General features: G+C 61.2%; 14 protein-coding genes. 2 read left to right on the forward strand and 12 right to left on the reverse strand.

Annotated elements, in window-relative coordinates:
• Positions 1-3: 3 nt before the first annotated feature.
• The 7 genes from WGT02_RS20610 to WGT02_RS20640 all read right to left on the reverse strand — a co-directional run bounded on the left by WGT02_RS20610 (position 4) and on the right by WGT02_RS20640 (position 8112).
• Positions 4-888, reverse strand: a complete 885-nt coding sequence (locus WGT02_RS20610; RefSeq protein ID WP_024316837.1) for a F0F1 ATP synthase subunit gamma — start codon at positions 886-888, stop codon at positions 4-6.
• Between the two features lie 24 nt (positions 889-912).
• Entirely contained in the window at positions 913-2442 is a 1530-nt protein-coding gene (gene atpA / locus WGT02_RS20615) for a F0F1 ATP synthase subunit alpha (RefSeq protein ID WP_024316836.1), read from the reverse strand.
• The gene (locus tag WGT02_RS20620) at positions 2442-3002 is read right to left on the reverse strand and encodes a F0F1 ATP synthase subunit delta (RefSeq protein ID WP_024316835.1); all 561 of its coding nucleotides are present in this window, start codon (positions 3000-3002) and stop codon (positions 2442-2444) included. Before WGT02_RS20620 ends, atpA begins: the two co-directional genes overlap by 1 nt.
• A gap of 260 nt (positions 3003-3262) precedes the next feature.
• Positions 3263-3652, reverse strand: coding sequence for a hypothetical protein (locus WGT02_RS20625; RefSeq protein WP_024316834.1), 390 nt, complete (start codon positions 3650-3652; stop codon positions 3263-3265).
• A 77-nt stretch (positions 3653-3729) separates the two neighbouring features.
• Positions 3730-5946, reverse strand: coding sequence for a primosomal protein N' (locus WGT02_RS20630; RefSeq protein ID WP_208249533.1), 2217 nt, complete (start codon positions 5944-5946; stop codon positions 3730-3732).
• Between the two features lie 60 nt (positions 5947-6006).
• Complete coding sequence (locus tag WGT02_RS20635; RefSeq protein WP_208249532.1) at positions 6007-7143, reverse strand: AAA family ATPase; 1137 nt, start codon at positions 7141-7143, stop codon at positions 6007-6009.
• A 21-nt stretch (positions 7144-7164) separates the two neighbouring features.
• The gene (locus tag WGT02_RS20640) at positions 7165-8112 is read right to left on the reverse strand and encodes a GNAT family N-acetyltransferase (protein WP_024316831.1); all 948 of its coding nucleotides are present in this window, start codon (positions 8110-8112) and stop codon (positions 7165-7167) included.
• A 141-nt stretch (positions 8113-8253) separates the two neighbouring features.
• Here WGT02_RS20640 and WGT02_RS20645 point away from each other — a divergent pair, with 141 nt between their 5' ends.
• Positions 8254-9189, forward strand: a complete 936-nt coding sequence (locus tag WGT02_RS20645; RefSeq protein WP_024316830.1) for a tyrosine recombinase XerC — start codon at positions 8254-8256, stop codon at positions 9187-9189.
• 82 nt (positions 9190-9271) lie between these two features.
• Positions 9272-10351, forward strand: coding sequence for a TraB/GumN family protein (locus tag WGT02_RS20650; protein WP_208249531.1), 1080 nt, complete (start codon positions 9272-9274; stop codon positions 10349-10351).
• Here WGT02_RS20650 and WGT02_RS20655 read toward each other — a convergent pair.
• The 5 genes from WGT02_RS20655 to WGT02_RS20675 all read right to left on the reverse strand — a co-directional run bounded on the left by WGT02_RS20655 (position 10348) and on the right by WGT02_RS20675 (position 14310).
• Positions 10348-10851 (reverse strand): cytochrome b, encoded by a 504-nt coding sequence (locus WGT02_RS20655; RefSeq protein WP_208249530.1) that lies wholly within the window; start codon positions 10849-10851, stop codon positions 10348-10350. The genes WGT02_RS20650 and WGT02_RS20655 overlap by 4 nt on opposite strands.
• Positions 10852-10945: 94 nt before the next feature.
• Positions 10946-12352 carry a dihydrolipoyl dehydrogenase gene (gene lpdA, locus WGT02_RS20660; protein WP_024316827.1) on the reverse strand — a complete coding sequence of 469 codons (1407 nt, stop codon included), beginning with the start codon at positions 12350-12352 and terminating at the stop codon, positions 10946-10948.
• A 25-nt stretch (positions 12353-12377) separates the two neighbouring features.
• A complete protein-coding gene (locus tag WGT02_RS20665) occupies positions 12378-13016 on the reverse strand; it encodes a LysE family translocator (protein WP_024316826.1) in 639 nt (212 codons plus the stop codon).
• Positions 13017-13036: 20 nt separating this feature from the next.
• Positions 13037-13789: an SDR family oxidoreductase gene (locus tag WGT02_RS20670; protein ID WP_024316825.1), complete on the reverse strand. Its 753-nt coding sequence runs from the start codon at positions 13787-13789 to the stop codon at positions 13037-13039.
• Positions 13786-14310, reverse strand: a complete 525-nt coding sequence (locus WGT02_RS20675; protein ID WP_167546221.1) for a hypothetical protein — start codon at positions 14308-14310, stop codon at positions 13786-13788. Before WGT02_RS20675 ends, WGT02_RS20670 begins: the two co-directional genes overlap by 4 nt.
• Between the last annotated feature and the right edge of the window lie 26 nt (positions 14311-14336).

Here is a 14336-nt window from a genome sequence, read left to right on the forward strand (position 1 = left end):
ACCTCAGAGCGCTTCCGCGCCCGAAATGATTTCAATGAGTTCCTTGGTGATCTGAGCCTGACGCTGACGGTTGTAGTTGAGCGTCAGCTTGTTGATCATTTCACCAGCGTTGCGCGTTGCATTGTCCATCGCGCTCATCTTGGCGCCCATTTCGCCGGCGACGTTCTCAAGGAGCGCGCGGAAGATCTGGACGGAGATGTTGCGCGGGATCAGATCCTCGAGGATCGATGCCGGATCCGGCTCGTATTCGTAGACTGCGCCGGCGTGCGCCGCATCTTCGACAACGGCCGTAGGAGCCGATGCCGGGATGAGCTGCTGTGCCGTCGGAACCTGCGAAATCACCGACTTGAATTCGGAGTAGAACAACGTGCAGACGTCGAACTCGTCGGCCTCGAACATCTCGATGACGCGCTTGCCGATCTGGTCGGCATTCTCGAAGCCGACCTTCTTCACCTCACGCAATTCCTTGCGCTCGACGATGAGCGAAGCAAATTCACGGCGCAGAACGTCGTAACCCTTCTTGCCGACGGTAAAGATCTTAACCGTCTTGCCTTCGGCGAGAAGCTTGCGAGCGTGATCGCGCGCAAAGCGCGAGATCTGCGAGTTGAAGCCGCCGCACAGGCCGCGTTCGGCCGTGCAGACGACCAGCAGATGAACCTGGTCCTTGCCGTTGCCCGTCATCAGAGCCGGCGCACCGTCGGCCTCCGTCATCGCACCAGCAATGTTTGCCAGAACGGCACCCATGCGCTGCGAGTACGGACGGGCGGCCTCAGCCGCCTCCTGGGCACGCCGAAGCTTCGCCGCGGCGACCATCTTCATCGCCTTGGTGATCTTCTGCGTCGCCTTGACGGAGGCGATCCGGTTTTTCAGATCCTTAAGTGAAGGCATCCGTTATCCGTCCTTTGGGTCCGATTAGGCGAAGGACTTCGCGAAGCTATCGATGGCAGCCGTGAGCTTACCCTTCGTATCGTCGCTGATTGCCTTGTCCGTGCGGATCGTGTCGAGGATAGCCGAGCCTTCCGAGCGAAGGTACGACAGCAGGCCCTGTTCGAACTTGCCGACCTGTGCGACCGGGATCTTGTCGAGGTAGCCGTTGACGCCGGCGAAGATCACCGCAACCTGCTCTTCCGTCTTCAGCGGCGAGAACTGCGGCTGCTTCAGGAGTTCGGTGAGGCGTGCGCCGCGGTTCAGCAGGCGCTGCGTCGAGGCGTCGAGGTCGGAACCGAACTGAGCGAAGGCGGCCATTTCGCGATACTGTGCGAGTTCGCCCTTGATCGAGCCGGCAACCTGCTTCATCGCCTTGACCTGCGCGGCGGAGCCGACGCGTGAAACCGACAGACCGACGTTAACAGCCGGACGGATACCCTGATAGAACAGGTCGGTTTCGAGGAAGATCTGACCGTCGGTGATCGAGATCACGTTGGTCGGAATGAAGGCCGAAACGTCGTTGCCCTGGGTTTCGATGACAGGCAGAGCCGTCAGAGAGCCAGCGCCCTTTTCGTCGGAGAGCTTTGCAGCGCGCTCGAGGAGACGCGAGTGCAGGTAGAAAACGTCGCCCGGATAAGCTTCGCGGCCCGGCGGGCGGCGCAGCAGGAGCGACATCTGGCGATAAGCAACTGCCTGCTTGGACAGGTCGTCGTAACCGATCAGCGCGTGCTGACCGTTGTCACGGAAGTATTCGCCCATCGTGCAGCCGGCGAACGGCGCCAGATACTGCATCGGAGCCGGATCGGAAGCCGTTGCGGCAACGACGATCGAGTACTTCATTGCGCCGCGTTCTTCGAGAACCTTGACGAACTGGGCAACGGTCGAACGCTTCTGGCCGATAGCGACGTAGACGCAGAACAGCTTCTCGCTGTCCGGGCCGTTGTCGTGGATCGCCTTCTGGTTCAGGATCGCGTCGAGAATGATCGCGGTCTTGCCTGTCTGGCGGTCACCGATGACAAGCTCGCGCTGGCCACGGCCGACCGGGATGAGCGCGTCGATAGCCTTGAGGCCGGTCGACATCGGCTCATGAACCGACTTACGCGGAATGATGCCCGGAGCCTTGACGTCGACGCGCGCGCGGCGGGTCGAATTGATCGGGCCCTTGCCGTCGATCGGATTGCCGAGAGCATCGACAACGCGGCCGAGCAGCTCCGGACCAACCGGAACGTCAACGATGGCGCCGGTCCGCTTGACGGTGTCGCCTTCCTTGATGTCGCGGTCCGAACCGAAAATAACAACACCGACGTTGTCCGATTCCAGGTTCAGCGCCATGCCACGGACGCCACCGGGGAACTCGACCATTTCGCCTGCCTGAACATTATCCAGACCGTAAACGCGAGCGATACCGTCACCGACGGAGAGAACCTGACCGACTTCCGAGACTTCTGCCTCTTTGCCGAAGTTTTTGATCTGGTCTTTGAGAATTGCGGAAATTTCCGCAGCGCGGATATCCATCAGCCGACCTCTTTCAATGCAAGCTTAAGGGTAGAGAGTTTCGTACGAAGAGACGTATCAATCTGACGGGACCCGACCTTCACGATCAAACCACCAAGAATTGACGGATCAACCGTGACGGCAATCGCCACGTCTTTGCCGGTGACGCCCTTGAGCGCCGCCTTCAATTCGGTTTCCTGCGCTGCATCAAACGCACGGGCCGAGGTGACCTCGGCAGTAATTTCGCCACGCTGGTTTGCAGCAATGATGCGGAAGGCCTTGATCATGCCCGGGAGGGCAAAGAGGCGGCGGTTACGCGCCACGACCTTCAGGAAGTTCGCGAAGAGGCCGCTGATTCCAGCCTTCTCGCTGATGGCAACGATCGCCTTGAGCTGGTCGTCGGCCGAGAAAACAGGGCTCGAAACGAAACGCTTCAGGTCGTCGCTCTCGTCGAGCATCGCCTGAAACTGGTCGAGGTCCTTGGTGACGCTTTCGACGGCGCCCTGCTCGAGCGCCAACTCAAACAGCGACGAGGCATAGCGCTCTGCAACACCAGAAGTAAGCTGGGATGTGTCTGCCACTGGCCCAAATTTCCCTGATTTCAACTCAAGAATCCGGTCCCCGGCGGGCGCCTGACCTAGGATCTTGAATTCGTTATGATTTCCCCCAGAAATCGCAAGAGAAGCCTCTTGCTTCTTCCGAAATTCGGGGTCCGTCTAACATAGGATGTTCGGACTCGCAACACGCGTAACGCCCGAATACGGCTTTCGTCTCGATTTCTAACGCAAAAATGCTCAAAGCCCGGCAAACAAAAGCTCAACGGGAGAAATATCCACTCAACTCAAGCGGAAAAGAAACCGAAAACATAAGCGAGCGGAAGAGCTGCCAGAACGATCTGCACAACCAGAAGTAAATAGTTGAGAATCGTGCTCCCCTTATCTGAAAGGAGCGAGATGATGCGCGCAAATGCGGCCATGGCGAAGGAGACGCCAAGGGCCATGTAGATCCAGTCCTGTGCCAGCATGATGGCCGAGAGACCGAAGCCGAGATAGAAACCGCCAACGGAGCGTTGTTCGGCATAGCCGTCGCGCCGGCCCTCGCGTGGCATCACGCCGACCAACCGCATCGCATAGCCCGGCGCAAACATGATGATGAAGCCCGCCAACGCGGTAAATGCGGCTGCTGCGAAAGCGAGCTGTTCGCCCAGTTCCGTTGGAAAATAAAAGTCCATGACCGACCCCGAATCCCCTGTTTCGCCGTCCTTATGCCATGATTGCCGTACCGGGCAAAAGCCCGTAGGACAGCGATCTACAGGAAGCTTTGCGGGTCCACGTCGAGCTGCACATGCACCGACCCGCGCTCCTTTGGCGCTTGCGCAAGCATGGCCCTGAGAAATGCCTGCATGTCGGAGTTTCGCCGGCCATGCACGAGAAGCCGGAAGCGATAGCGGCCGCGCACCAGCGCAAGCGGTGCTTCCGCAGGTCCGAGCACGGAGATGCCGGAGACATCCGGTGCGGCGTTTCTAATGCCGCGGGCATGGTTTTCCGCATCGTGGCGCGTTTCCGCCGAGACGATGATCGACGCCAGCCGTCCGAATGGCGGCAGGATCGCCCGTTCGCGCTCGGCAATCTCGCGTTCGTAGAAGGCGCTCGCATCGCCTGACACGATCGCCTGCATGACGGGATGTTGCGGCTGGTAGGTCTGCAACAGGCCGTGGCTCTTCAGGCCGGTACGGCCGGCGCGGCCCGTCACCTGCGACAGAAGCTGAAAGGTGCGTTCGGCGGCGCGCGGGTCGCCATTGGCAAGCCCGAGATCGGCATCGACGATGCCAACCAGCGTCATCAGCGGGAAGTTATGCCCCTTTGCGACGAGCTGCGTACCGATGACGATATCGGCCTCCCCTTTTGCAATGGCCTCGAGCTCGAACCGCAACCGCTTGACGCCGCCCATGATGTCGGACGAGAGCACGATCGTTCGCGCCTCGGGGAAATGGCGCTCCACTTCTTCAGCGATGCGCTCAACACCGGGCCCGCAGGCAACGAGATGATCGAGGGTGCCGCATTCCGGACAGGCTTCCGGCGTGCGTTCGGCATGACCGCACTGATGACATTGCAACTGTCTTTTGAACCGGTGCTCGACGAGCCAGCTGGAGCATTGCGGGCACTGGAAGCGATGTCCGCAGACGCGGCAGAGCGTCAGCGGCGCATAACCCCGACGGTTGAGGAAGAGAAGCGCCTGCTGCTCTTTCTCGATCGTCTTGCCGATCGCGCGGATCAGGACCGGCGACAGGAAGCCGCCGCGCTCAGGCGCATGACGGCGCATGTCGATGAGGTGTAGATCGGGTAACGCCGCGTCGCCGAAGCGGGTCGGCATGTGAACGGTACTGTAACGTCCGCTCTGCCCATTGACCTGGCTTTCGACCGAGGGCGTGGCGGAGACGAGAACCACTGGAAAATCAGCGATCCGTGCGCGCACGACGGCCATGTCGCGGGCATTGTAATAGACCCGATCTTCCTGTTTGTAGGCAGGATCATGCTCTTCATCGACAATGATAAGGCCTAAATCCTCGAACGGAAGAAACAGGGCCGAGCGAGCACCGGCAACGACGCGCACCTCGCCCGTGACCGCCTGACGCCAGACCTTCTCGCGGGTGCGCGGCGCCAGGTCGGAATGCCATTCGGCGGGCTTTGCGCCGAAGCGATCCTGAAAGCGCTCCAGAAAGCTCGCCGTCAGCGCGATCTCCGGCAGGAGGATCAGCACCTGCTTGCCCCGCTTCAGCGTTTCCGCGATCGCTTCGAAATAGACTTCCGTCTTTCCCGAACCGGTGACACCATCGATCAGCGATACGGCAAACTCACCCTTTCGAACCTCGGCCAGAATCTCGTCTGCCGCGTCCCTTTGCGGGCCTTCGAGCCGCGCGGCCGTGAAGTCGGGATCGGGTTTGGCAACCAAGGGCGGCGGTGGCAGGAATACGGTTTCGAAAATGCCCTGACTTACCAGACCGTCGACCACGCTTGTCGATACGCCGGCGGCATGGGCAAGCCCGCTTCGCGTCCAGGAGAGCCCATCACCGGCGATATCGAGCACACGGGCGCGCGCTGGCGTCATCCGTTCCGGTTCGCCGCCGACGAAGCGCAGGCCCTCAACCATCGGCTCCGGCTCAAAGGCATTTGGCGCCCGCAGCGCCATGCGCGCCACGAGACCGGGCGGCGAGAGCGTATAGCTTGCCACCCAATCGACGAAGTCGCGCATCTCCTTCGTAAGCGGCGGGCAATCGAAGACATGGCTGATCGGCCTCAGCTTCTTCGGATCGACCCCGTCCTCGTCGCCATCCCAGACGACACCGATCACCTGCCTCGGGCCGAGCGGCACCTGCACGACCGAGCCCGGCTCGACGGCCATTCCCTCGGGCACGGCATAGGAATAAGGCTTCGGCGCAGGCATGGGAACGAGAACCGGCACCGTGCGGTTGGCCGGCGGCGTCTTAAACAGCGCCCCAAAGAGATCGGACGAATCGGTGCTCATCGGGCGAGACCATGCCCGGATCGGCGTAAAAAGAAAACCTGGAAGACCCTGCGCACCGACTTACTCGTCCTCGTCGATGACGCCGGTGAGCCGCATACCCTCGATCCAGGTGGCGCCGTCCTGCCGCACGACATGGCGTGCGCGTGCACCGCACCGCTCGCGCACGGCCGCCGCCAGCGGTTCGGAATGGGTGACGATCCAGATCTGGCTGCTCTGCGCCGCGTCCGCGATCATGTCGGCGAGCGGCGGCAGCATATCCGGATGCAGGCTTGCCTCCGGTTCGTTCAGCGCAATCAGCGGCGGCAGGCGGTAGGACATCAGCGCCGCGGCTAGGCCGAGGAAACGAACCTGTCCGTCCGACAGCTCGCGCGGCTGAAACACCCGGTTCGGAAACTCCGGGAAGGAAAGGCCGAACTCCGCCGTCTCTTCAGGTAGCGGCACGACGAGCCCAGCACCGCCGAGGGCCGCGGCGATCGCCCGATCGAGGTCGACAGTGTCCTCCCGCGTATGCACCAGCGTTGCAAAAACCGCGGCGATATTGTTACCGTCCTCGTCCAACAGCGGCGCCGTCACGGCAAGGCAGGGCGCACGCAGCGGTGAGAGCCGATCCGTCCGGAAACCGTGAAAGAAACGCCACCCATCGATCGCGCGGCGAAACGTTCCAATCTCGGGGTAGTGCCCTGCATCGCCAAGAAGCGCGATTGCCGTTTCCGAGGTCAGCGCCTGCTCCGGGTAATCTTGCATCCGGCCATTCGGCCCCCGAACGGCGATGGCAGGGCCAGCGCGCTTCATCATCGTCACCGGTCGCGTCCCGGTCTCGACCGAGAGCTCTTCGGCCTTGATCTGTGGTTCGAAGGGAAAGCCCGCCGCAGCCGTGGGCGGCCGCAAACCGGCCTCGACGCGATAGCGGAAGGTGATCGCCCTTTCCTCGTCCAGAAGCTCGGTTTCCAGGCGGATCCGAAACGCCCCCTCAGCGTCCCGGCGCGGACCGGACCACAGCGCCGAGAACATCCCGCCTTCGGCCGCGATCTCATGTGCCAGCCGCCCGCGCGTTGCCGCCTGAATGAGCTGCAGCGCGCGGTAGATATTGGATTTCCCGACCCCGTTCTCGCCGATGAAGAGGTTGATGGCCGAGAGATCCATGCGGATCGATCGCAGGGATCGGTAGTTCTGGGCAAACATCGAGCGGAGCAGCATGCCTTGCTTTAGCCGATCCGATCAGGGAATTGAATGGGCACTGGCCAGTTCCGGCTCCGCCGGCGGTACCAGCGGCAGGAATTGCGCGTCGTCATCCATATCGAGGGCGCGCACCGTATGGTCTTCCAATGCCTTGGTCACCTCGTTGATATCGCCCTCGAGATTTCCCACCGGGATCAGATTGCCGACCACGAAGTCGAAGCGGTCACCCCGCTTGTTCAAAAGCTCGTGAAAGACGGTCATGTCCCTGAGCTCCGTCGACCACTTTGCAAGCCAGTAGAAAAGGCCGGAATTGCGCGCCGTCATGTGCACCGGCAGGATCGGGAGATTGTACTTGCGGGCAAGACCAACGGCGGAGGTTTTCCAGGGACGTTCGTTCAGCCGGCCATTCGCCCAATAGGCAATGCGCCCGGACGGAAAAAGCACAGTTGCCTTGCCTTCCCTGACCGCACGGTTGGTGATCTGCAGCGTCTCGCGGGTCTTGAGCTTGCTTTTATACTCTTCACGCCATTCGACCGGAATGATGACCTCGGCAAAGCGCGGATTGACGCGTATGGCATCGCGGTTGGCAAACACCATGATGTCGGGCCGCTTGCTCTTCAAGAGATCGAAGACGGCCACCCCGTCGGCAATGCCGGTCGGATGGTTGCTGACGAGGATGAAGCCGCCGGCATCAGGAATGCGTTCGCCATGCCTGACATTGATCTCGAGCTTCAACAGGTTGCTCATGTACTCGAAGCACTGAAAGCCGGGCATGTTCGCGACGTCGTTGGCGAAGCTGATGGCCCTGTGGTAGCGCAGGAGCGTGTGGAGAAAGGGCCGCATAATCGGCCAGAGCGGGTGTTTGACGATTCTCTGTCCGCGCTCGGCGATCAACGTATCAACGATATGTCCCGGCTTGCCATGGGAGACGAGGGCAATCACTTCCGCGAATTGTCCGAAAGCGGTCGTGGGATGGCGCCGTGGCATGCAAGATCCTGCGTCGTTGGGAAACCAGTTACGTCGATTAATATGATGGAACCATGACAACCACTTGGGCGGTATTAGCAATTCCATAACTGTCGTCCTTCAGAATTGGCAGCCGGATTGGCAAATTCAAGGGCCAGACACGTGAACGAACTCCTGATCATCGCCGACCCGCGCCTGATGGCGGAACGCACCGCCTGGCTCGACAGCCTGGCCCACGAGCGTCGCTTTTCGAAGCACACGCTGGATGCCTATGAGCGCGACACCCGCCAGTTCCTGACCTTCCTGACCGGTCACCTCGGCGGTCCTGCGACGCTCAAAGATATCCACGCGCTGCGGCCTACGGACTTCCGGGCATTCCTCGCCGCCCGCCGCAAGGAGGGATTGGGAGCGCGCTCGCTTGGCCGCAATCTTGCCGGGCTACGCTCACTGCTGCGTTACCTCGAAAAGAAAGGGCTGGTGAATGCCGCCGGCGCCGGTGCGATCCGCTCGCCAAAGCAACCGAAGTCGCTGCCGAAGCCACTTTCCGATCGGCAAGCCATCACCGTCGTCAGCACCGAGGCGCAACTGCACGAGGAACCCTGGATTGCGGCGCGCGATGCCGCCGTTTTTGCCTTGCTATACGGCTGCGGCCTGCGCATTTCCGAAGCACTCGACCTGACACCTGATGATTTCAACCGCGGCGCGGCAACGCTGCGCATCACCGGCAAGGGCAACAAGACCCGCCTCGTGCCGCTGCTCACCGTGGTCTTCGAGGCGGCCGAAACATATCGGTCTCTGTGTCCATACCATCTCGAAGGCGAGCAGCCTCTCTTCCGCGGCGCGCGCGGCGGCAAGCTGCAGGCGGCGATCATCCAGCGTACCATGCAGAAGATGCGAAGCGCCTTCGGACTGCCGGAGACGGCGACGCCGCACGCCCTGCGACACTCCTTCGCGACCCACCTGCTGGCCGGTGGTGGCGATCTCAGAACCATCCAGGAACTCCTCGGCCATGCCAGTCTTTCGACCACCCAGGTCTACACAGGCGTGGATTCCTCACGTTTGCTTGAAGTTTACGACCGTGCCCATCCGCGGGCGTAATCTTTTGTTAACAGCTTCTCTTAAAGGAATATCCGCACGCGAAGCGTAGAACTTAGCGATCCATAGTGACCGGAATACCATCATGACGATCTCCATCGGCCACCGCAGCCTGCACATCGCATCGCCGGGCAATCTCCTGCTCTGGCTGATCGCTGCATTTCATATGCTGCTTGCGGCAACGCTGATCGCAGTTCTGTTCTCGGTCTCGCCGGCAGCGGCTGCAGATGACGACGCCTGCACCGGCCGCAATGTCCTGACCGATCTGAAGCAAAGCGACCCGGCGCGCTACGCCGAGGCGGTCAAGGAAGCGGACGCCGTGCCAAACGGCAAGGGCATTTTCTGGAAGATCGAAAAGCCGGGCGTGAAACCATCCTGGTTGCTCGGCAGCATGCATGTCACCGATCCGCGTGTGCTGCAACTTCCGCCACGCACGCAGGCAGCCCACGATGCTGCCGACACCATCGTGATCGAATCAGACGAGATCCTCGACGAGAAAAAGGCCTCCGCCGCTCTATTGATGAAGCCGGATCTGATGATGTTCACGGACGGGACGACGATTGAAAAGCTTCTATCCCACGGAGACTACATCCGCCTGGAAGAAGGACTGAGGCAGCGCGGAATCCCGCTTGCCGCGGTCTCGCGCATGCGCCCCTGGATGATATCGAGCGTCGTTGCCCTGCCCGGCTGCGAAATGGCCCGCAAGGCAAAGGGCGTACAGTTCCTCGACCAGAAGATTGCCGCCGACGCCGTTGCCGAGGGCAAGCAGGTCAAAGGCTTGGAAACGCTCGCCGAGCAGCTGCAGGCGATGGCCGACCTGCCGACCGAATTCCACATGAAGTCGCTGATTGAAACGCTGGCTTTGGGATCGAAGATGAACGATGTCGTGGAAACGATGACCGATCTTTATCTCTCCGGTGATATCGGCATGACCATTCCGATGCTGAAGACCGTCTCGCCCGACGGCAAGGACGAGGATAGCGATTATGCCGCCTTCGAGCAGCGCATCATCCTCGACCGCAACAAGGTGATGGCCGAGCGAGCAGCCCCGATCCTTGCCAACGGCAACGTCTTCATGGCCGTCGGTGCGCTCCATCTTCCCGGCGAAGGCGGCGTTATCGAGCTGCTGCGCAAAAAGGGTTTTACGCTGACGGCCGTGAACTAGCGCCCAATCGTCATCCGTCGAAGAACGTTGCTCTTCCAGTAGAATTGGTGGACGAGGGCACCGGCTACATGTGCCGCGATCAAGGCCCACAGGACAACCTTCAGCACGTCGGCGTGCAGCGATCCCGCCGGATCGACCCCGAAGTAATAGGCAGCAATCCCGGTCACCGGCATCGCGAAGATGAACGCATACAGGCCGATATGGACGACCTTTGCCACAAGGCGGAGGATTGCCGGTTCCTGGCTGACCACCGGCGGCGCACCCTGGACGAGACGCAGACACACACGAACAATCGCAAGTGCCAATATGGCGATGCCGACATAGGCGTGAATGTTGGCCGCCGAGAGCTGGTCGGGGGACGCAATGGCGCCGCGACGCATCGCCCGATGCCATTCGTTCATGCCATCGGGAAACAGCAGATTAAAGAAGATGAGCAGAGCCCCCCCCCAGTGAAGGAGGCGCTGCGGCAGGCTGTATGCATCGACAGGTGTGGACTGCATAGGCTTCCCCTCGAACGATTTTAGAATCATTTGAAAGTAAAACGGCCACCTGTCCGGGGACAAGCGGCCGATCGCATATTGCCGAAATTTAAGATTACATGTGGATCGGCTTGAAGAACGCGGCGAGAGCGGCTTCCTTCACCGCTTCCGACATGGTCGGGTGAGCATGGCAGGTGCGGCCAAGATCTTCTGCGGAACCGCCGAATTCCATGAGGACGGCAATCTCGTGGATCATCTCGCCGGCTCCGAAACCGACGATATGACCGCCCAGGACACGGTCGGTTTCCTTGTCGGAGAGGATCTTCACGAAACCGTCGATCGCCAACATGGCGCGGGCGCGACCGTTCGCTGTGAAGGGGAACTTCCCCACCTTGAAGGTGATGCCGGCAGCCTTCAGCTCTTCCTCGGTCTTGCCGACGGAGGCGACTTCCGGCTGCGTGTAGACGACGCTCGGGATGACGTCATAGTTCACATGGCCATGCTGACCGGCGAGGATTTCTGCCAGCGCAACGCCTTCATCTTCGGCCTTGTGGGCCAGCATCGGCCCCTTCACCACGTCGCCGATCGCGTAGATGCCGGCAACGTTGGTGCGGAAGCGACCGTCGATTTCGACGCGGCCACGGTCATCAAGCTTTACGCCTGCTTCTTGCAGACCAAGGCCTGCCGTGTAGGGGGTGCGGCCGGTCGCGATCAGAACGACCTCGGCTTCGAGTGTCTGCGCATCGCCGCCCTTGACCGGCTCGAAACTCACCTTGGCACCTTTGCCGCCCTTCTCGACGCCCGTCACCTTCGAGCTCAGGTTGATGGCGATGCCCTGCTTGACGAGCATCCGCTGGAATTGCTTGGAGACTTCGCCATCCATGCCGCCGAGAATCGTATCGAGATATTCGACCACGGTGACCTTGGCACCGAGGCGAGACCAGACGGAGCCGAGCTCGAGGCCGATGACGCCCCCGCCGACGACGATCATTGTCTCCGGCACCTTCTCGAGCGCGATCGCGCCCGTCGATGAGATGATCACCTTCTCGTCGATATCCACCTTCACGCCCGGAATGCCGGCGACGTCGGAGCCGGTGGCGATGACGATGTTCTTGCCTTCGATTTCCTGCACCTTACCGTCTTCGCCGGCCACGGAAACCTTGCCTGCCGACACAATCTTGCCGGCGCCCTGGAAGGCATCGATCTTGTTCTTCTTGAAGAGGAAGGCAACGCCGTCGACGTTCGACTTCACCGTCGCATCCTTGTGCGCCAGCATCTTTCCAAGGTTCAGCTTCGGCGCAGCGACTTCGATGCCGAGCGCGTCCATGCCGTGGCCAGCCTGATGAAACATTTCGGAGGCATGAAGCAGCGCCTTGGACGGGATGCAGCCGACGTTCAGGCAGGTGCCACCGAACGTTGCACGCTTTTCAACGACAGCGACCTTGAGGCCGAGCTGCGCAGCCTTGATGGCAGCGACGTAGCCGCCAGGGCCGGTTCCGATAACGATTACATCATAGGACATTGTTCTTTTCCTTTTCGTTATTTGCTTAGTCGGCCGCGCGGGCGAGCGCGAGGCGGAAACCGAAGCCGACCAATGCGGCGCCGGTGATGCGGTTGAACCATTTGCCGCTTGCGATGAAGCGGTCGCGAATGGGCTTGACGGTGAAGAAGGTGGAAACGCCCGCAAACCAGGCGACGAGCGCCGTTGCCATGCCGATGCCGTAGCTAAACTGGATGAGCGCCGGGGTGTCGTGATGCACCAGTGTCGAAAACAGCGACAGGAAGAACAGGACGGGTTTCGGATTGAGCGCATTGGTGATGAAGCCCATGCCGAGGCACTTGAGTGCCGAGATTGGCTTACGGTCCTCATCGGAAATTTCGATCTCGTTCACCTTGAAGCCCGGCTCGCGGAACGACTTGATGCCGAGGTAGACGAGATAGGCGACGCCCGCCCATTTGATCATCGCAAACATCATCAGCGATTGGGAGACGATGAGGCCGAGACCTAGGATGGTGTAGCTGATGTGGAAGAGCAGCGAAAAGCCCATGCCGAGGCCGGTCATCATGGCTGCCCGGCGGCCATGCACGATGCTCTGGCGCAAGATGACGGCGAAGTCGGCGCCGGGTACGACGATGAAGATCGAAAAGACGGCCATCAGGCCCAAAAATTCGAAGAAGTATTGCATGGTGATATGGTCTCCGCGTCCTAACGGCCGCCGCTTACATTGAGTATGGCGCCCGTTATATAGGAAGCCGTCGGCGAGAGAAGGTAGAGGACCGCATCGGCGATTTCCTCCGCCGTGCCGGGCCTCTGCATCGGGATGCTCGGCGCCAGGTCGCGCGCGCGGTTCGGCAGGCCGCCGGATGCATGAATATCGGTATCGATGACGCCGGGACGGATGGCGTTCACGCGCACGCCCTCGTTCGCCACTTCTCGAGACAGACCGATGGTGAAGGTATCGATCGCGGCCTTCGACGCGGCGTAATCGACATATTGCGATGCCGAACCCAGAACCGCTGCCATAGACGAAATGTTGACGATCGCCCCGCCTTTGCCGCCGTGCCTCGACGACATCCGCCGAACGGCTTCGGCCGCGCATAGAATCGAGCCGGTCACGTTGATCCGCATCATCCGCTCAAGGCGCTCGACGCTCATCTCATCGACGCGCTGCTGCGCATCGACGATACCGGCGTTGTTGACCAGCCCGTCGAGCCGCCCGAAATGCTTGTCGACCGCCTGGAACATCGAAACGATATCCTTCGCGCTGCCGACATCGCCCTTGATCGCGATCGCGTCGCCGCCCTCTGCCTTGACCTCCGAGACGATCGCATCGGCCGCCGTGCGGTTCGCGGCATAGTTCACCGCCACGTTCCAGCCCTGCCGGGCAGCGAGGCGGCAGACCGCAGCGCCGATACCCCGGCTGCCGCCGGTGACGAGAAGAACCGGTCGTTGTGTCATTTCGCGCACTCCTTGAATGCCAGGACATCCCACGGCGCAACCTTAGCCTTGTCGTTGCCCCAGATCTGCGATTGGCGGATCGCCGGACCGAGACCCGGCAGAAAGACGCTGTCGGCCGCGACTGCCGCTTCCGGCTGAAGGTTGTCGATCTCGCCCTTGGCATTCGCGCCGTAGATCGTGCCCTGCCAGATCGTGCAGGCGTCCAGATCCGCGCCTGTCAGGTCACCGCCGGGGCATTTAAACATCACGATACCGACGGCACGCTCCGGATCGTCCGAGGGCATGACATAGCCGTCGAGTTCGATCGAGGTTTTCAGCACTTTCAGCATGAACCGGTTGCTGGCAGCCGCCGCTTCCGAATTGATCGGCGTGAAACGCAGTTCGTAGGCGCCATCCCGGTCGGCATAAACGGCGCTCGCCTGCCTGCAGTCGGGAGTGCCGACAGCGGCCGCGGGCAGTGCCAGCAAAAACGCGAGCGACGCCCCGATCCTGCCGATGGCAAGGAGAGGCATCATGGTCATACGCCCTGTGGAGATTGCCAGCGACA

Source organism: Rhizobium sp. T1470 (assembly GCF_042140505.1).
GTDB lineage: Bacteria > Pseudomonadota > Alphaproteobacteria > Rhizobiales > Rhizobiaceae > Rhizobium > Rhizobium favelukesii.